Raw genomic sequence first — 19,041 nt, forward strand, 5'->3', positions numbered from 1 at the left:
AACTTCATGCATGGATAAAAGCCGCGCTCTGACTTGTAAGCATTAAAATTCCCACAAGTCAGAACGCAAATCACTTACATTTATGGATTGACTACCCAGTTGCGGCACAACGTATTTCCCGCAAGCCGTGTGTTGTAGCGCACCAGACACTTGCGCGAAATCCATACTTCAGGACCACGACGAACAGAGAACCGGCAGACGATGGAGTCAGCTGCTGGGGCAGGCGGGTTAGCGACTTGGGCATAGAGATCATTTTGGTAGTTGATCTCGTACCTGAACGCATCCCCCGCACGGAAGCTCGCAGGCACCGGGCGTTCGTCCAGCACCCTCAGTACAGCAGGCGGCGCGGCCGAATCACCCAGCAGGGTGCCTGGATGGTATTCCCAGAACACGGTAACGAGGTCGCCAGCCTGAAGGGTCACCGCTGGCAGCAGAGGATCGTCACCCGGATCGCCTGCCCGAAAATCACGGAGAATCAGCGTGATAAAGTTCCAAGGCGAAGCGGAACAGTTGACGACACCGGTAGCCGTTGCACCTGGCCGTTGGTTCTGTTGGGCCAACGGCGCATTGGGTGCGTCGTACCAGACAAAGTTCCTCATCTCGACAGTGATCGCACTCACGGTGACTTGAGTGTTCAACGACTGCTGGAAATTCTGTGCCGCCGCATTTTCCCTGATTCTATACAGCGCGTTGATGACGCCATTGCCTTGTGCCTGGATGGCTGTCCAGGGAAGCGGAATCATGTTCGAGGGAGTCAATGCAGCCGCGTCCGCGACGGTCCCCTGCCAGACGAGTAGCGGCTCACCATTGTTATCAACACCATAGTAAAACGACAGGTGGTCCGTCGTACCCGCTCCAGGATACGGGGTAAACTTCATCGTCCCGGCGAGGCCGGTGTCATTGGGTGTAATGGTATTGGCAGGCGACTGACCACTTCCCCCATTTACTTCCAGCACCGTGAGCACCGGGTTTATGGGATCAGGATCGTTCGGGTTGACCGGCCCGACGACACGTAAGTCGATATCGGAAATCGCTGACGGAGGGAGTGCTGGAGCCACAGGATAATCAACGCCATCACGTCGAACGATATAGCTCCAAGTGCCTTGGAAAACAGCGCGCGCATCAAGCCTGGAAATGAATGCCCAAGGAATCTGGATCGGATTGGGATCCAGGTTCGGATCAAATGCGGGCAATGTGATTGTATCAACGAGGTTGGGGGGTGATGCGTCATCGTGCAAGGAGAGAACGATCTGGTCGGTTGCGAGCGCACCGGTATAAACCGGAATACCGACGGGTAATGAAGTTCCTGATGGATTGAAATGAGAGCGATTGATAGCAGCAACGACGATGGGCGGTAGAAGATTGCTGGGAACCGGCTGCAATTGAACTTCAAGGTTGAAGCCATTGGACAACCCACTGACGTTACCTGCCCGATCGATGAGTACGTAACGTAGCTGATGTCGGCCAAGCCCCAACGCCTCCAGAACGGTCGCAGGCACTACAACATTCGGTTGACGCGCGCCTTCATTTTGCGGCCAGAGTGGTACCGGCCCAAAGATTGTCGCGCCCCCCGTGGCATCCCGAAGTTCGATTTGATCGAAACGCCGCTCTATGACATATGCGGGCACCGGGAACAACACGGTGGGGTTGGCATCGAGATACTCTCTATTGAAAACCGGATCACTTCCGACGGGTGGCGCCGGCAAGTTGGCAGGCCGTTGCAAGGCGTCCAGCGGGAGCAGCCTGCTGGTGTGCCGCGGCGCGACACGATCAAGGAAGATGGGTTGGGGCAGTGCTTCATCGGGGTTGCCGACTGACGTATTGTCCACCGAATAACTAACGGTGTTTACACCTTCCGGCAGCGAATCCAACATCTCCGGCGTTATTTGCAATTCCACAGGAAATTGCTGCCCCACTGGCGTTGGATAGGGTAGGCGGAAAGTCGGCCCGTCCCGCCAAGGCACTCCGTTGTAAAGCAGAGTCAACACATCTTCCGAACCTGGGGTACCCCCCAGGTCTCCCCAAGCCGGTACATTCAGGTAGGGGAAGTCATTAGGGTTGCTCGCATCCATTGCCGCCAGGGGTATTTCGTTGTGAGGCCATCTGGCGGGGGTCTGGGTGTCATTCTCCAAAGCACCAACGAAAGTAAACTCGTCGGCCAAAGTCGACGAAAACATGCCATTGCCGCCTATCACTTTGCTAACTTTGGTCGGCTTGCTGGTCCTCTTCTGAAGAATTTCGTTGCGCTTGGCTTGCAGATCCAGTTGCACCTGCTGATCCCGCGCCTTGCTTTCCGCTTCCGACAACTCGACGGGTTGGATACCGCCCATACTTTCGTACTGAGTCATGTTGATGCTCCGGTTCAAGTTGGCATTTAACTGCGACAACATCCAGCGGCCGGCACATAGACCACCGCCCGCTGATTGCAATGAGAGCCAGAACACCGCGTCCGGGGCGCTTCGCCACCCACCGGCCGCCGTTCTGGCCCTGTAGCCCACACGCACCGATACATCGAACACATTCGGCACAGAGGGAATTTTCAAAAGTTCATCGACGATCAGTTCCTGTATCTGGTCCATGAGCAAGTAGCCATCGGGCCGCAATGGCATTGCTGGCAGGAACGCGACAGGTGCAAGTGGCTCCTTGCCCCAGTTGTCGCGGCACAGTTGCCAGCTCATCTGCACGACACCACCTACCTGCAGTCCGTCTTGCGGGAGCGGGACCTGAAAACGCAACCCCTTCGGAATGCCAGGGTCAGGCCAGGGCTCAACCACCGCGCGCTCTAGCGCGGCACAGTTGATGTGGCCGAACAGGCTGATGAATTCGGCGTGTACCTGGATTTTCTTCAGATCGACCGCGCCTGAACCTAGATCGACCTGCACATCCAGGCGGGTGCCATCCAGGTTGATATTGCCCGCACGGTCCTGTAGCCGGGCCGTGACCTCGAAAGCGCCATCGCTGAGGAGTTCCTGTTCGATAAGGAGCGGGATGGTCGCGGGCGTGATGTTCGCTGCAGAGATGACTATGGTGGCGATCGGTTGCGCTGGCGCCACGCCCCCAACCGGGCGGAAGTAAATCTGTACCTGGTCTTCCAGGTGGATATCAGGCCACCGAGGCAATGTGAAGCGAGCGAAGCCGCCGTTGGCGGCCAGGTGCTCGGCGTCGATCCGGGATGGGCCGGAGAGGGTGAAGGGGTTGCCCTCGTTGGGTGCTTGACGATCGTAATGCACACGCGCCGAACCCGACCTGACGTCGTTCTCAACACCTTCAATCCATTGATCGTATTCGATGTTGAAGATGGCATCGGTCAACGGCGCGGGTGCCTGAATTGCAAGGGTTACTGGAAACAGGTCGCCTGGGTTGGCGGTCATGGCGCTGACCACGGCGTCGCCAACTCGCTGGCCATCACGAACGGCCTGGAACACTACCCGGGGCGACACCCAGCCAGCATTGACGAGGTCCTGATAATCGCGCGCATAGCCTTGCCAGGCCTCCACTTCGAATTGCAGCGGCAACGGCTGTTGCGCTCTTGGAAGTGTGAATATCCCTTGTTCGTCGGCCATCAGCGGCAAGACATTCAGTAAACGGGGTGCCGCCAGGGCGAAAAGGTCATCGCCAGCGATAAGGGCAGCCTGAGTGCCTTTTTTATGAATGAGAATGGTCATCGCACAGCCCCTGGTTTGGCTTCGACAAGCAGTTGTCGAAGCCGTGGGGGCAATTTAGGCCGATGGCCAGAAGGGCGAAACTGGCAAAAATGCTAGGTGCGGCAGTACTACAACGGCGGCAACGACCAATCGATAGGCGCCATCCCATGCTGTTGCAGGAAGCCATTGGCACGGCTGAAATGCCCACACCCAAAGAACCCGCGATACGCCGACAACGGCGACGGATGCACCGACTTGAGCACCAGGTGGCGGGTGCCGTCGATGAGTTTCTGCTTGCTCTGGGCATGGGCGCCCCACAGCAGGAACACCACGTTCGGGCACTGCTCACTAACCACCTGGATGATCCGGTCGGTGAAGAACTCCCAACCCTTTTTCGCGTGGGAGGCGGCATTGGCGCGCTGCACGGTCATGGTGGTGTTGAGCAGCAGCACGCCCTGCTCGGCCCAGCTTTGCAGGTAGCCGTGGTTGGGAATGGGCAGGTTCAGGTCGCGCTGCAGCTCTTTGTAGATGTTCACCAATGACGGTGGCGCGGGCACGCCAGGCTGCACCGAGAAACACAGGCCGTGGGCCTGGCCCGGCCCGTGGTAAGGGTCCTGGCCAAGGATGACCACCTTGACCTGCTCCAGCGGCGTGGAGTTCAGGGCGTTGAAGATCAGCGGCCCGGGCGGGTAGATCTCCTTGCCGGCGGCGTATTCCTGGCGCAGGAACTCGCGCAGCTGGTGCATGTAGGGCTGGTCGAACTCGGCGCGCAGCGCGGCCTTCCAGCTGGGTTCGAGCTTGATGCGATCGTCGTCGGTCATGGGGGCATCCAATAGCAAAGTGGCGCGACACTAGGAAAGCCTCGCCGGCTTGTCAATCGATCCGACCGGCGACCGGCAGCCGCGCCGCGACGGGCCATACTGAGGGGATGACTTGCGCGAGGTAGCCCATGGCCATTCACTGCGAGGTACTCACCGGCGCCGACGGCGCCCGCATCGGCATCGCCACGCTCGATGCGCCCAAGGCGCTCAACGCCCTGACCCTGCCGATGATCGAGGTGCTCGACGAGCAGCTTCAGGCCTGGGCGCAGGACCCAGGCATCGTTTGCGTGCTGCTGCGCGGCAATGGGCCCAAGGCCTTCTGCGCCGGTGGCGATGTGCGCGCGCTGGTCCAGGCCTGCCGTGAACACCCTGGTAGCGTGCCGCCACTGGCCGCCACCTTCTTCACCCATGAATACCGCCTGGATCATCGCCTGCACACCTACCCCAAGCCGCTGCTGTGCTGGGGCCATGGCCATGTGCTGGGCGGTGGCATGGGGCTGTTGCAGGGTGCCGGCGTGCGCATCGTCACCCCCAGCAGCCGCCTGGCCATGCCGGAAATCAGCATCGGGCTGTACCCGGATGTCGGCGCCAGCTGGTTCCTTTCCAGGCTGCCGGGAACGTTGGGGTTGTTCCTTGGTTTGACCGGCGCACCAATCAACGCCCGCGATGCCCTGGACCTGGGGCTGGCCGACCGTTTCCTTGGCGAGTACCAGCAGGAGGCGCTGATCGAAGAGCTGCTGCAATTGAACTGGCAGGAACAGACAGCGTTGCAATTGAACAGCTTGCTCAAGGCCGAACAGCACCGTGCCTGCGCTGAATTGCCCGAGGGGCAGTGGCTGGCGCGCCGGGCGGTGATCGATGAAGTACTCGATGTGGCCGACCCGGTGGCCGCCTGGCGTGCGCTGAGTGGCCTGGCGCGGCATGCCGACCCGTTACTGGCGGCGGCGGGCCAGCGCTTGCACGAAGGTTGCCCGCTGACCGCGCACCTGGTGTGGGAACAGATCCGCCGGGCGCGCTACCTGTCGTTGGCCCAGGTATTCCAGATGGAATACACCATGAGCCTGAACTGCTGCCGTCACCCGGAGTTCAGCGAGGGCGTGCGGGCGCGGTTGCTGGACAAGGACAACACGCCGCACTGGCATTGGCCGGATGTGGCACAGGTGCCGGCGGCGGTGGTCGAGGCGCATTTCACCAAGGTGTGGGAGGGGCGCCATCCGCTGGCGGATCTGGGGTGAACGGTACCGGCCCCATGACACGGTAGGAGCGGCTTCAGCCGCGATCACCCGCGCAGCGGGTGCTGGACACCACGTTGCCTGCATCGCGGCTAAAGCCGCTCCTACAGAGGACCCAACTCCCAGCACCGGACTCAACATCACCGCTGCCAGTTGCGATCCCCTCCCCGCCCGCCATCCGGCCGGCGGTCGTGATCCCCGCGCCCATTGGAATGCCAGCGATCCCCCCGGCCCCCTCGGTTGTCATTGCGGTAATCGTTGCGATCGCGGTCCCGCCCATAGTCGTAGCGCTGGCGGTTACCGTAGTCGTACCGCGGGTTGCCCTGCCAGCGCGGCTGCACGCCGGGCGGGGGATACGGGCGATACTGCGGCACCGGCGCCGGCCGGTAGTAACGCGGTGCGGGCTGGTAGTAGTAACGCGGTTGCGGCGCCACGTAGTAGCGGTCTTGACGGTAATAACCCGGGTACACGTAGCGATCGGTGGTGTAGTAGTCGCTGCGGTAATAGCCGTCGCTCTCGTAGTAAGGCGCGCAGGCGGATGTCAGCAGTCCCAACAGGACAACAAGCAGGATGCGTGGGTACATGGCGGCCTCCTGGACCGCGAAAGGGCCCGGCACAGCGGCGCTGGCGGGCGTCGACGACGATGCGTGTGTCGACATTGCATCAGACAGCGGCGCCGGGGTTCGGTGCCGTTTCCGCAATAATTTGAAACATGCCGTATAACCCTGAAAAACATGCAGTCATTTTTCGGTCATCTCACTAGAATGTGGCCACCGGCACACCTCTCGGGAAGATCATGCCTTCACCGTCCGCCCTGTTTTCGCAACGCTCGCTGATCCTCGCCTTGCTGCTGTTGCTGGCCTGCGGCTTCCTGGCCACCTCGCTGCTGAGCTACTACGCCTCGCGCGGGGCGATCCGCGACGGCATCGTCAACACCGAGCTGCCACTGACGTCCGACACCGTCTATTCGGAAATCCAGAAGGATTTGATCCGCCCGGTGCTGATCTCGTCGATGATGGCCCAAGACACCTTCCTGCGTGACTGGGTGCTGGGCGGCGAGCAGGACAGCCAGCGCATCACCCGCTTCCTGGGTGAGGTGATGGGCAGCCAGGACACCTGCACCAGCTTCTTCGTCTCCGACCGCAGCCTCACCTACTACCAGGCCAAGGGCGTGCTCAAGCAGGTCAGGCCCGACAGCTGGCGCGACACCTGGTACTTCCGCCTGCGCCAATCCAGCAAACCCTACGAAATCAACGTCGACCTGGACATGGCCAACCAGGACAAGCTCACGGTGTTCATCAACCATCGGGTGCTCGACTACCAGCAGCGCTTCATCGGCGCGGTGGGCGTGGGGCTGAGCGTGGAGTCTTTGGTGCGCCTGATCGACGACTACCAGCGCCGCTACCAGCGCGCGGTGCTGTTCGCCGACGCCCAGGGCAAGGTGCTGTTGACCGGCTCCGACGGGGGCCCCCACGGCCTGCGCGCCGGCCAGCAACTGAGCGACAGCAACCAATGGCAGGATCTGCTCGCGCACCTGCCAACACCCGCCGAAGGCAGCCACGAGTACCACGACAACGACGGCCACAGCCACTTTCTCAATGTGCGCCTGTTACCGGAGCTGGGCTGGTACCTGCTGGTGGACAAGCGCGAGAGCGGCGCCCTGGACCGCATTCGCCAGTCGCTGTACCTGAACCTGGCGATCTGCGCGATGATCACCCTGGTGGTGCTGTCGCTGCTCAACGCCATGATCAAGCGCCACCAGGACAACGCAGCCGCGCTGGCCACCCTCGACAGCCTCACCGGCCTGCCCAACCGCCGCAGCTTCGACCTGCTGGCCGGCCAGGCGCTGGTCGAGGCCCAGCGCGACAACGCGCCACTGGTCGCCCTGCTGATCGACCTGGACCACTTCAAGGCGCTCAACGACACCCATGGTCACCTGGCCGGCGACGAAGTGCTGCGCCAATTCGCCACTGTGCTGCAGGGCAGCCTGCGCCAGTCCGATATACTCTGCCGCTGGGGCGGCGAGGAGTTCGTCGTGCTGCTGCGCGAAGCCCACGGGCGCCAGGCCATCGAGGTGGCGGAAAAGATCCGCCGGCGCACCGAGCAACTGATCTTCAGCTACAACGAGCAGCCGCTGCGCCTGACCGCCAGCATCGGCTTGTCCAGCTTGCAGCGCGAAGACACCCTGCACAGCCTGCTGACCCGCGCCGACCATGCCCTTTATCGTGCCAAGCAGAGCGGCCGCAACCGCGTCTGCAGCGAACTGCCCGGAACCGACCATGACTGACCCCCAGCGCTGCCCCGCCTGCGGCGCCGCCAACCGATGCGGCCTGGCCGACCCACGCAGCGCCACCCAGGGATGCTGGTGCTTCAACGTGAGCATCGACCCCGCCATCCTCGAGGCACTGCCGGCCGCGTTGCGCGACACAGCCTGCCTGTGCCCGCGCTGCGCGGCAGTGGACGAACAACTCAAGGCAGCGCGAACACCCGTGATCCGCTAGACTGCGCGCCGATTTCCCACGACCTTCCCGCCATGCGCCTCGACCGATTCCTCGGCAACCTGCCCTGCTACAACCGCCAGCAAGTGCGCCTGCTACTGGCGAACCGGCGCGTGCGCGTGGACGGCGAAGTGGCAAGCGATCCACTGCATGACGTGCGTGAATTCAGTCGTGTCGAGGTGGACGATCAGCTGCTGCAGGCCGGACGCCCCGCTCGCTACCTGATGCTGCACAAGCCTGCTGGATATGTCAGCGCCACCCGCGACCCACAGCACCCCACGGTGCTCGACCTGTTACCCGCCGAACTGCGCGAAGACCTGCATATTGCCGGGCGTCTGGACTACAACACCACCGGCCTGATGATCCTGACCAATGACGGCCAGTGGTCGCGACGGCTGACCCAGCCGCGCACCAAGCTGCCGAAGATCTACCGCGTGCAGACCGAAGACGAAATCGGCGCACATTACGTCGACAAGTTCCGCGAAGGGTTCTACTTCGCCTTCGAAGACCTCACCACCCTGCCCGCCCAGCTGGTCATCCTCGGCCCCCGCGAAGCCAGGCTAGCGATCGTCGAAGGGCGTTATCACCAGGTGAAGCGGATGTTCGGGTACTTCCAGAACAAGGTGGTGGGGTTGCACCGGGAACGCATGGGCACCATCGCGCTGGATCCGGGGTTGGCGCCGGGTGAGTTCAGGGCGCTCACGGCCGAAGAGACCAATTCGGTATAAGACGCCTTTTCGAGCCTGGCTGCGCTGGCGCACAGGCTCTGTAGGAGCGGCCTTAGCCGCGATGCAGGCACCGTGGTTTGGCACCCGCTTCGCGGGTGATCGCGGCTGAAGCCGCTCCTACAAAGGTGGGATCAGGGCAATGGGCCAGATTGTGCGAAGAAACCGCCACACGACCACCGAGCCCTGCGCGTCACATTTTTCCCCGAACGGCACTTGCGCGATCCGCTCCCCACTGCTTGAATCGAATCGTCAGTCTGCAAGTGACCAGCAAGTCACACCGCAGATCGGACGCCCTTTGCCGGCCACCCAGCGCTTCGACGCCCTGGGGCACGGCAAATCGCCCGCAACAACAATACCGTCGACACACGCGTCAAGGATCGACACAAGGGCCCACCGGTTTCTCTTCCAGGCAAATGCCTACCTGTCATAAAGAACGTGCACCCTAGGTGACGCGAATACCCTTTTTGCGCCAGGAGTCGATGACATGAGGCCAGAAATCGCTGTACTTGATATCCAAGGGCAGTACCGGGTTTACACGGAGTTCCATCGCGCGCAAGGCGCCGAGAAGACGATCATTCTGATCAATGGCTCGTTGGCCACCACCGCGTCCTTCGCCCAGACGGTGCGCAACCTGCACCCGCAATTCAACGTGGTGCTGTACGACCAGCCCTACGCGGGCAAGTCCAAGCCCCACAACCGCCAGGAGCGCCTGCTCACCAAGGAGACCGAGGCACACATCCTCCTCGAGCTGATCGAGCGCTTCCAGGCCGACCACGTGCTGTCGTTCTCCTGGGGCGGCGCCTGCACGCTGCTGGCGCTGGCGCACCAGCCGCGGCGGGTGAGGAAGGCCATCGTCAGTTCGTTCTCGCCGGTGATCAACGCGCCGATGCGCGACTACCTGGATCGCGGTTGCCAGTACCTGGCCGCCTGTGACCGCTACCAGGTGGGCAACTTGGTCAACGACACCATCGGCAAGTACCTGCCGTCGCTGTTCAAGCGTTTCAACTACCGCCACGTCAGCAGCCTGGACAGCCACGAGTACGCACAGATGCTCTTCCACATCAACCAGGTGCTCGACCACGACCTGGAGCGGGCGCTGAAGGCGGCGCGCAACATAGACATCCCGGTGCTGTTCATCAACGGTGACCGCGACGAGTACACCACGGTCAAGGATGCCCGCCAGTTCGCCCAACATGTGGGGCAAAGCCACTTCAGCGTGATCCGAGAGGCCGGCCACTTCCTCGACATGGAGCACAAGGGCGCCTGCGAGGATACCCGCTCGGCCATGCTAGGTTTCCTCAAGCCGACCGTGCGCGAGGCCCGTCAACGCTGTACACCCGTACATGCGCAGCATGCACTGGCCATCTGAGCGCATCGGCGTCCTGTGGGCCTTGAGACCCGTGGGCTACAGGCCGCCGACAGGCTTTTTATAACCTTGGGCTTCTAATCCGGGAGGGGTTATGGTAAAAAGTCGGGCGCAAACGCGGGTATAGTTTAGTGGCAAAACGAAAGCTTCCCAAGCTTTAGTTGAGGGTTCTTATAGGACTCGCCATTTTGTGACCAAGCGTCTGATGCAAAGCGGGTATAGTTTAGTGGCAAAACGGAAGCTTCCCAAGCTTCAGTTGAGGGTTCGATTCCCTCTACCCGCTCCATCTCCAACCCCCGAAATACGCGGCCTCCAGCCCAGAATCCACCCCCCCAAATCTCCTCATAATCACAAGAATCCCACCTTGTGAGTAGCCCCCTGCACCCCTCAATTCTCACCAGAACTCTCGATTTCTGTGACCATAGGAAAGTCCCGCTACAAGCATCCTAGCTACGGGGTGCGGCCTTGCCACACCACCACACCAGCTTCCCTCGCAAGCGCGAAAACCGCACCCAACCCCCTCCCCTGATACCCCCTCATGAATGCGCCGTGATGGCGCCCAGTCACGCCAGAAAGCATCCACACAACATCAACACACCCTCGAACCAACCCTACAAATCCACCAGGCGCACGAACACCCTTCATCTCAAGCTAGAGATCAAGGAAGAATAGGAAAATCGAATAAAGGAATAAGATGGCTAATTTATAGCCAAAAAAGGAATAACAAAGAACAAAAACAGAATGTATAGTGCTCGGCAGAACCTTATACCTAAATCAAGCCCCAGTGTCAATATATGCTTAATTATTTTTCACCACCGAAGACTCTTAACCACCATCACCGAACCGCTCCCTGCATTCGGTTGCCAGGGAGGATGCCTCCGGTGAGGGCCGCAGACCACCTGGAGCTCTGTGATTGCATCAAGGGTTGCGCCCTGGTAGCAGAAGCCGATCTCCGCACGAGTGCTCCTCTTGAGGCTAACGACACCTTCGCCTTCCCTAGCTTGGAACCGTCACCAGGCCAGCGTGCAGAGTCAGCATCATCAGGCTACCTCTACCAGGTGCTTGGCGCGATGCCCGCTAGCGGGATGACCACCGCATGAAGAACGTGCTCTACGTGGTTGCCGGCTACCCTCGACTCTACGACTTAACCACAGGTGAGCCAATTGAGGCGTTTAATACTCACTCGGACTACATCTGCAACCAGATTAGACAAACATTTTCTAGCGATACACCTGAGCAATACACTAGAAACCTGGCTCGTTTTTTTGATTTCAGTTATGAAACCGGAGTAATGGGTTCCTCCCCGCTTAAAGAAGAAGCCGCCATTAAAACAATTTACCTTTACTACGACTTCTTAATAAATGGCGCCGAAAGCCAAGACTACGTAATCCGCAAAGCCGCCATATCACTCCAACACAAGCCTGTATCGTGCGTCAGCGCAAATACCTACTTAGCACCAGTAAATGGTTTCCTACGTTTAGCACAGGTCAAGCTCAAAGATACTGCAAGGCTGCTGAAAATTCTTACAGGAAACAATGCATTCGATCATGTGAAGTCGCTACCTATACTAGAAGATAGAGAGCGTTCAAAAGCAGAGATGGATAGCATCCATAATAAAACATTGAAGTACGACAGAGAGTCGGACACCTACAACAACCTGGCAGCAGGTGGAATTCGCGGTGGAAAAGTTCCAGGCAACAGCCTCCCCAAACACTTCCCCATTAACAAAATCCAGAGCTTCCTTAACGGAATTGAAGACCCAATGCATCGTTGCTGTGCGGCACTAATGGCAGCAGGAGGAGTGCGTCAATCCGAGCTTTGGGCGTTGAGGATTGAGGACATTGATGAGATTGCACGAACCATAAAGATTGAAGACCCGAATTTCCATCGAAACCCAAGCGGTGCACAGGCTCATAAGAAACTAGCCTACAAAGGCCGCACCACTGCGGCACTTGTGCTATTCGAACCATTCAAGGCGACGTTCTATGAGTCACTTTCAGAATACCTGGCTGTAAGGCCAAATTCTTCAAGTGACTATTTATTTGTTTCAAATTCAAAACAAACCTACGGCATGCCATTGCTTACATGCCAACAACCAAACACAACCAACAAGTTATTCAATAGATCCTTGAAGAAGGCTCAGAAAAGACTATGGCCGAACGAGAGCCAGGATGAAATCTTTACCTCCCACAGTCTGAGGCACTTCTATGGAGTCTGGGCCAGAAACTTTGTCTACATCCCAGGCCGACCAACTATTGGTCTTGAGCTAGCTGAAATCCAAGTATTGATGGGCCACAAGGACATCAAGACGACAGCAATGTATGCCAAACTCTCAGAGGAAAACATAATTGCTGAAATCGAAATAGCCGAACGAAACAAGATGTACCTGGAAACAAACCAGGACATAAATGAGATTCGAGCTGCAGTATATATCGAATTAGGCAACGAGCTTAAATCCCGGATGAGAAATGATTAACTACGGCACGAAAGTCGAAACACTTGACTCTACCAATATTAGCCTAGAAATGGGAGAGGCACTATCAGCCCTTTCCAAATGGACTAAAAATGAAATTGGTGTAAATTTCAGATACGACCCAGAATCTAAAAGTGCCCAGGCCAGAAGCCGCTTCGCCCTACAAGGCATCGAAATTCATAGATCTCTTTATGATTTCACTCATGAAGAGATGCACATCATGTACAAGCTCTGTATCAAAAAAGCTAGCGAGCGTACTGAAATTTCGGGCCTGTACAGAAAACTTATGGGCTTTTCACCAAAAATCTTCGAAGACGCCTTAGGGTTGAGAGTTCCATTTCGTGCCATGTTCGTACTGCTTTGGATTAAAGGCAAAGCGACTCTACCGTACACTTTCACCACTGAGGGTGTATTCCATAAATACCCAATACTTACTGAAGAGAGCAAAGGTTTCATTTATAACCTAGCCACCACTGCTCCTCAGACCATTAAACCGTCAAGGGTTTTCCAGTATCGCACCAACTGGCATTCCCCTGAGGAGGTGTCATTTGAAGAAGTGTGGGATGCCGCCCCGTTCATTAGCAAATCTACAGACCATGATAACAATGATTTTCGCTATCAAGCTTGGCTGAATGCATTCTCATCACGACACCCCGAGCGAATAACACAAGAGCAAGTTTTTTATCTCGAGAAATATCAACAATTCTTGAGCGCTGATAAATCAACACTCAACTTTCCTGGCAAACAAACTCAAACCTACAATGAGTTCAAGGAATACTATAATTGCACCCCCCACCAAGCTAAGGGGCTTTCCCGCGTAGAGCGTCAGCGCCAGAGGAGAAATATTAGCCAGGAAAAAAAAGCGGTCAAGAAAGATCTTAATATCAAAGCAAAGTACAAGGAAGCAATCGACAGCTTCATTCAAAGTGGAGACGATTATAGCCCTGCGGAGCTTGCATTAGTTTTACGCAAAATACCGAAGTCACTAAAAGATTTCAGCTGGCTGAACAACAGTCACTATTACACTCGAGAGCATGTTGACCTTAACAAGGTTAGCAGCACCTGGATTGCTGCAAGCAAAATGTTCTTGGAGCACATTAAAAAAAACGGTGATTCGACTTCCACAAAGAAAACCAAAATCAAGAACATAAACTTTCTTTTTGATTACTTGTTCTGTTATCTGCCCATTTGGTTTGAATGCAACCCTGATTCCCTGATAAGACTCCCTACATCAATATGCGAATTTGAGAGAGTTCTATTTTGGAACAACCATATAAGCGAGGATGACAAAAAAAGCTATTTGTTTAAATCAGCAGGAATCCCAGGCGACATATCCCTGCCGATCACCGCCTGCCAATTTTACGACCAAGCGTATAGCAAAAAGACCAAGTCATCTTTTGTACTTCACATTTTCGAATTTTTTGAGTTCTGCCGAGCCAACCGAGTGCTACTTAACCAGGTAACTGGAAGCTCGATGGACGCCGAGTTTGCTAACCCGGTGAATCTTATAATCGACCGCACAGGCAGTGGCTCACGTGGGAGCAGCAATAAAGTCCCGCTACCGCTTGATTCAACACTGATCGCCAAATCCTATATTCAAGCCATCAACGATATAGGGGTTAATATTCGCACAAAGATACTTAATAACGAAATTAGCGAAAGCCTAATTGAAAAAATAAAATCCCAAGAATGGATAACTCTCTCAGATCTTGGCCTAGATTATACTATCAAGATTCAGTCTTCAATTGATGATTCTCTCGATATCCCTCTCACAAGAATTGTGAACGTGTATTCGTGGTATTTGGGGCGATATTCAAATATCAGCAATCCCATCTCAGTCCCATGGATGACCGTAGTCAGAATGCTGTCTATCGCCCTGTACACGGGATTGAGGATGCAGAACTGTCAATGGCTTGACATCAACACATTCGATCAATTTGTTCAAGGCTCTAACTATCCAATTCTCTCATCCTGCATGATATTTGTGAATACAGATAAAAACGGGAAAGAACGCCCCGCAGTGATATCAAGTGATGTGATGAACTCACTACTTGATGAAAAGGAGTTCCAAACCAATATTTTCACCAGACCAGTTACTCCTACGTTTTATGAAGGCGACCAAGACGACCCACAAGAATACGGGCCAATATATCCACTATTCAGAAGCCCTTGGGTGAGCTACAGCCAACCATTCTCAGATAACTCATACACATTGGTCTGGCCTAAGATCCTTAAAGGCATCGAAGAAGTTTATAATTCATTAGTACCACAAGACCGCCATCACACGTTCGTAAAGACTGGCGTCGATGGCAAACTCATGGCTATCCACACCCCCCACGCATTGCGAGCAACGTGGATCACGCACATGAAAATTTATGGGCACCTAGAGGTTTCCATTATTCAAGGACAGGTAGCACATGAAAATGAATATACGACCAACTATTACGTAGTCCCTAATGCGAAAGAGCTTATGGAGCAGATAGATATTGCAAATGCCAAGGTGGCATCATCTGCCTGGAGCAGGCTGAAAGGTATCAAACAAGCAAATTCGCATCCTCAATCCGTCATTCCAAGGGAATGGGCTCACAATAGGGTAGCGTTAGCCAAAGACCAGAGTTTTATTAGCATTTCTTCCGCCATAATAGAGACGGAGGCTAGTGGAATAGAATTAATCGCTACTACTGCCAATGAGCCTGTAGCTTTTTTCACTCAGTGTGTCTGTGTCAAAAACGGCGAATGCCCCAAACAGCTGATTGCTTTCACTGGCCGTGAGCGTGTATGTGGGCTCTGCCCCATTGCCGTATTTGGTGTCGACCATTTGCCTGGTATCAACTGCATTATGAGGCGTTTGGCAGGTAGGTCAGAGCAGCTGATTCAGCAGCTCAAGAAGCTCAAGGCCAGTGACGCTAGCCCCGAGGAAATCGAGTATGTCCATCACGACTTGACTATAAACAAACTAGAACTGGCTAGTTATCTTCACATCAGCCAGCTTCTCAACAAACATTTGGAAACGGCCAAGAACGAAGTTGGTTTAATCACCAGGTTGCGCGATATCAAAGAGTACGTGAAACACGATATCAACATGAGCAATCCCGCACAGCGAGTCATCGCTCAAATCCTAGATAGCTCACTCTTTCCTCAACTTACCGGGGATGGCTATCCACATCTCATCCAGAAAATTGCGAAAAGTCCTGATTTGCTCCAAGTGGCCCTGAGCGATCCTGATGCAAGAGAAATGTATACCGCTCAAATCCTAACCATCATGACAACCATGGGCATTTCACTTAGTGAGCTTAGTGACAGCATTGAGTCTAGGCATATCAAATTGCTTGAGGCCGCCGCATGAATGTAGCGGCCAAAGGCACTCATCCGAAAAAGAAACAATTAAAATCCACCCTGGGACGCTTGAAGATCGCCATCAAGCAACTTATACGAGATGAGTCTACGTTCGAGAATAAGTCGCGACTGGCAGAGAAACTTGGAGAAATTATAGATATAGATCCTTCCACGTTCAGAAAATCAAATGGTGAGCATCGTAAGATGCTCAACCAGTATTTACACATCTTGGTTCCTGGCACCAAGGTCGTCGTGGAAGACGTTCAGATGGAGCTAAAGGCGCTGCGCAGCCAGGTTGTAGAGCGCGACAGGAAAATTGAAATCTACAAAAAAGTGTTATCTGAACAACAGTCTGTGCAATCCCCTCATCCACCCGACGAAGCTAAAGTTCATAGTGAAGGGTATTACTTTGAATACGAGATGACATGTTTTTTTCTCAAGGATATTTTGAACGCAAACCCTAATCTAAAATTTGACAACGGCAGGCTTTATGATCATGCAACCTTCTCTGGTGATCCCGAGCTTGTCTCTGACAAGAAGCATACTGATGCCTACCTGAGATGGGAAAATGGACGCAATAGAACTCATAAACGAATTGAACAGCTTGAATCTGAAGAATGAACGAGCAGTAGCACTAAGGGCAATGGCCGTTGAAAAGATCAAAGGTGGGCAACCCTTTTTGAAGCATGGCAATGGGCTGAATCTCACGTGGCTAGCTAACGAGATCGGCACCAGCCGCCAAATCTTTTACCCCGACCGTTGCTCAATTGAGATTGCAAATGTCTTGCAGACGCTAAACAAGAACCTAGACAAGCTCAATATTTCCTCTATGGCCAAAACCAGCAACAGATCAAAGGATAAAAGAGTACAGACGCATATCCTAAAAGTCAGAGAAGAAAACGCTTTTTTGAGGTCTCGAATTCGTCAGCTCGAAATGCTGAAAAGTTCGATCTTTATCAACTCCTTGCTAATTGACCTCGCTGATGACGATCTACTTAGTTAACGAAATCTCTCATCGCCTTGACGGTACTACTGTCGTCAACTGCATAACCCAACGCAGCCATCGACGGCTGAACCTGCGCTTATCTGCAGGCAGCTCCGACACTGCTATATTGGTCGGCAGCGCATACGATTGCACATGGCGTTTCAAACTCGGAATTAGGAATGTGACATCTGTTTTACCAGCAACAATCCCGGATTGTTTCTGGCCTGTGCTTGTTTCTAAAAGTTTTTACATCCCTAACCTGACATTACCCAAGAAACTTAGGTCAACCTTACTTGGCCTCTCTCCCCCCTTGCAAACCCAGCTTTTGAGCTCACTTTCCAAGCGTGAGACTACTCTCTTCGAGGGGTACTTGCCTGAACCATACTTAAGCGAATTAGCCTTCCATATTGCCGAGTCACAACAACGTCATTTGACACTAAGCGCAATGCTACGAGCGGGGATTTCGGTAAGAAATTCTGAGGCAGTTTTCGCAGTCCATGGAAAGGAGTCCCTTCAAGTTATTAAAGACCCAATGAGGCTGCGCCAGTTCCAACCTCTAGCACCCGACTCTCTCCACGATGGTTACCGACTAATTGAATGGCTTGAACGGAGTGCCAAGTGCGGTTCAACAATTATAAATGAACTAGATATACCACCTGACCTTCGCCACCGAATAGATTGGTGTAAATCACAAAAACTTATAATTGGTGGTATGGGTAAAGTACAACTCGTCACACATGCTATCCAGCAGCGATTGCTCAGGCAACAGATTCAACGCGTCAGTGATGGATTTTTTCCTCGCTATGCAGCATCTGAAATCGACTATGCGTACTCACGTTATTCCGGGCTCATGGGAACCCTTGATGGCCAGGATTTTTATGAGGCTGTATCGACAGCCATCAACTCTCGCATCTCCTATTTATCCTCCAGTTCCCTTCCCTCCACCTTGGACTTCATATCTGAACTCTCCGCGATGATCCAGCTTCTCGGGGCGCAAGCTCCCCTAATCGTCGTTAGGTCGAAAGAACACACACTGCGCTATTCGAGCCTGGATAGTGAATGCAAGCTAATCTCGGAACTCCCACAGATCGAAGATGGGTACAGATCGTTTATCGCGCCAGACTTTCACCACTACAGCATTAGTGACTACCATAGTCTGTTCACGGCTCTCACTCCTAAAGACAGGCTGGTTGCAATATCCGACCTGGCTAATGCTACCACTCACTACCCCGGCTCACAGGTTGCTAGGCAGTTCTCCGAATACTTCCAGCATGCCGATATACCTGGCAGCCCAGGCAGCGCTATTAAATCGATAAATGACACCACTCCATTTGACTTGCTTGTAGCCATAGAAAAATTAAAAGCAAATAAGAGATTAGCAGCCATCTGCGATGACATGGGCATCGCAGAAACAATCAACCGTTTCTCAGTTAATATGTCTGAGGACGTGCTATTAGCCACCCCAGATAGAACATACTACAAGTATGACAAGGCGATAATTTACCCTCAAATTTCTAGCGGACTCTCCCCATTTTTTTGCACGCTTCTTTCAACGAGTGATAAAGGTATTTACGCCGATTCACCTTCTGGCCCGAAACGAATCTCCGCCCAGGTGTTGAACGAGTCGCAAACCGTAACTGGCTTTGCAATGGTTCCCGAGGTGGCATGTACCATTGGTATTAAGGAAGTGATTCTAGTGTGTAGAGCATCTAATGAGGATACTCTTTCGAAAACGCTTATGAGTTATGGGATTAATATACAGTCCTGCCTCACCTACCAGAATACAGAACACTCACTAAAGCTTTCTTGCAGCATCCAAAGGATTGTACCTTTCGTGGAGTAGCTAGTGCACTGCACGGCTAATTCGCTTATCTAATTAAATAGCCTCACCCAATAACCCTTGGACTATTAGGTTAACGAGTTAACCGAACGGTACACTAGCTTGCTATTTTGTCATG

General features: G+C 54.6%; 13 protein-coding genes and 2 tRNA genes. 12 read left to right on the forward strand and 3 right to left on the reverse strand.

Annotation, left to right across the window (positions count from 1 at the left end):
* Nucleotides 1-80: 80 nt before the first annotated feature.
* Together IM733_RS13590 and ung are read right to left on the reverse strand one after the other, a co-directional pair.
* Entirely contained in the window at nt 81-3,665 is a 3,585-nt protein-coding gene (locus IM733_RS13590) for a hypothetical protein (protein ID WP_248917154.1), read from the reverse strand.
* Nucleotides 3,666-3,772: 107 nt separating this feature from the next.
* Nucleotides 3,773-4,465, reverse strand: a complete 693-nt coding sequence (gene ung, locus IM733_RS13595) for a uracil-DNA glycosylase (protein WP_011535370.1) — start codon at nt 4,463-4,465, stop codon at nt 3,773-3,775.
* Between the two features lie 128 nt (nt 4,466-4,593).
* Here ung and IM733_RS13600 point away from each other — a divergent pair, with 128 nt between their 5' ends.
* Nucleotides 4,594-5,700 (forward strand): enoyl-CoA hydratase/isomerase family protein, encoded by a 1,107-nt coding sequence (locus IM733_RS13600; protein ID WP_248917155.1) that lies wholly within the window; start codon nt 4,594-4,596, stop codon nt 5,698-5,700.
* 137 nt (nt 5,701-5,837) lie between these two features.
* Here IM733_RS13600 and IM733_RS13605 read toward each other — a convergent pair whose 3' ends face one another.
* Nucleotides 5,838-6,281 carry a hypothetical protein gene (locus IM733_RS13605; RefSeq protein ID WP_248917156.1) on the reverse strand — a complete coding sequence of 148 codons (444 nt, stop codon included), beginning with the start codon at nt 6,279-6,281 and terminating at the stop codon, nt 5,838-5,840.
* Nucleotides 6,282-6,493: 212 nt separating this feature from the next.
* On the opposite strand from IM733_RS13605, the gene IM733_RS13610 reads away from it, so the two are divergent.
* From IM733_RS13610 to IM733_RS13660, 11 genes are all read left to right on the forward strand, one after another.
* Nucleotides 6,494-7,984, forward strand: coding sequence for a sensor domain-containing diguanylate cyclase (locus IM733_RS13610; protein WP_248917157.1), 1,491 nt, complete (start codon nt 6,494-6,496; stop codon nt 7,982-7,984).
* Nucleotides 7,977-8,198 (forward strand): cysteine-rich CWC family protein, encoded by a 222-nt coding sequence (locus tag IM733_RS13615; RefSeq protein WP_248917158.1) that lies wholly within the window; start codon nt 7,977-7,979, stop codon nt 8,196-8,198. The genes IM733_RS13610 and IM733_RS13615 overlap by 8 nt, the downstream gene beginning before the upstream one ends.
* 32 nt (nt 8,199-8,230) lie before the next feature.
* Entirely contained in the window at nt 8,231-8,923 is a 693-nt protein-coding gene (locus tag IM733_RS13620; RefSeq protein WP_248917159.1) for a pseudouridine synthase, read from the forward strand.
* A gap of 484 nt (nt 8,924-9,407) precedes the next feature.
* A complete protein-coding gene (locus tag IM733_RS13625; protein ID WP_248917160.1) occupies nt 9,408-10,292 on the forward strand; it encodes an alpha/beta fold hydrolase in 885 nt (294 codons plus the stop codon).
* A gap of 117 nt (nt 10,293-10,409) precedes the next feature.
* Nucleotides 10,410-10,486, forward strand: a tRNA-Gly gene (locus IM733_RS13630).
* Nucleotides 10,487-10,501: 15 nt separating this feature from the next.
* A tRNA-Gly gene (locus IM733_RS13635) sits at nt 10,502-10,575 on the forward strand.
* Between the two features lie 810 nt (nt 10,576-11,385).
* Nucleotides 11,386-12,765 carry a tyrosine-type recombinase/integrase gene (locus IM733_RS13640; protein WP_248917161.1) on the forward strand — a complete coding sequence of 460 codons (1,380 nt, stop codon included), beginning with the start codon at nt 11,386-11,388 and terminating at the stop codon, nt 12,763-12,765.
* Entirely contained in the window at nt 12,758-16,108 is a 3,351-nt protein-coding gene (locus tag IM733_RS13645) for a hypothetical protein (protein ID WP_248917162.1), read from the forward strand. Before IM733_RS13640 ends, IM733_RS13645 begins: the two co-directional genes overlap by 8 nt.
* Entirely contained in the window at nt 16,105-16,719 is a 615-nt protein-coding gene (locus IM733_RS13650) for a hypothetical protein (protein ID WP_248917163.1), read from the forward strand. Before IM733_RS13645 ends, IM733_RS13650 begins: the two co-directional genes overlap by 4 nt.
* Nucleotides 16,703-17,101, forward strand: a complete 399-nt coding sequence (locus tag IM733_RS13655) for a hypothetical protein (protein ID WP_248917164.1) — start codon at nt 16,703-16,705, stop codon at nt 17,099-17,101. The genes IM733_RS13650 and IM733_RS13655 overlap by 17 nt, the downstream gene beginning before the upstream one ends.
* Nucleotides 17,082-18,926, forward strand: coding sequence for a hypothetical protein (locus tag IM733_RS13660; RefSeq protein ID WP_248917165.1), 1,845 nt, complete (start codon nt 17,082-17,084; stop codon nt 18,924-18,926). Before IM733_RS13655 ends, IM733_RS13660 begins: the two co-directional genes overlap by 20 nt.
* The last annotated feature ends 115 nt before the right edge of the window (nt 18,927-19,041 follow it).

The sequence above is a fragment of the Pseudomonas entomophila genome, from assembly GCF_023277925.1.
Lineage (GTDB): Bacteria > Pseudomonadota > Gammaproteobacteria > Pseudomonadales > Pseudomonadaceae > Aquipseudomonas > Aquipseudomonas entomophila_D.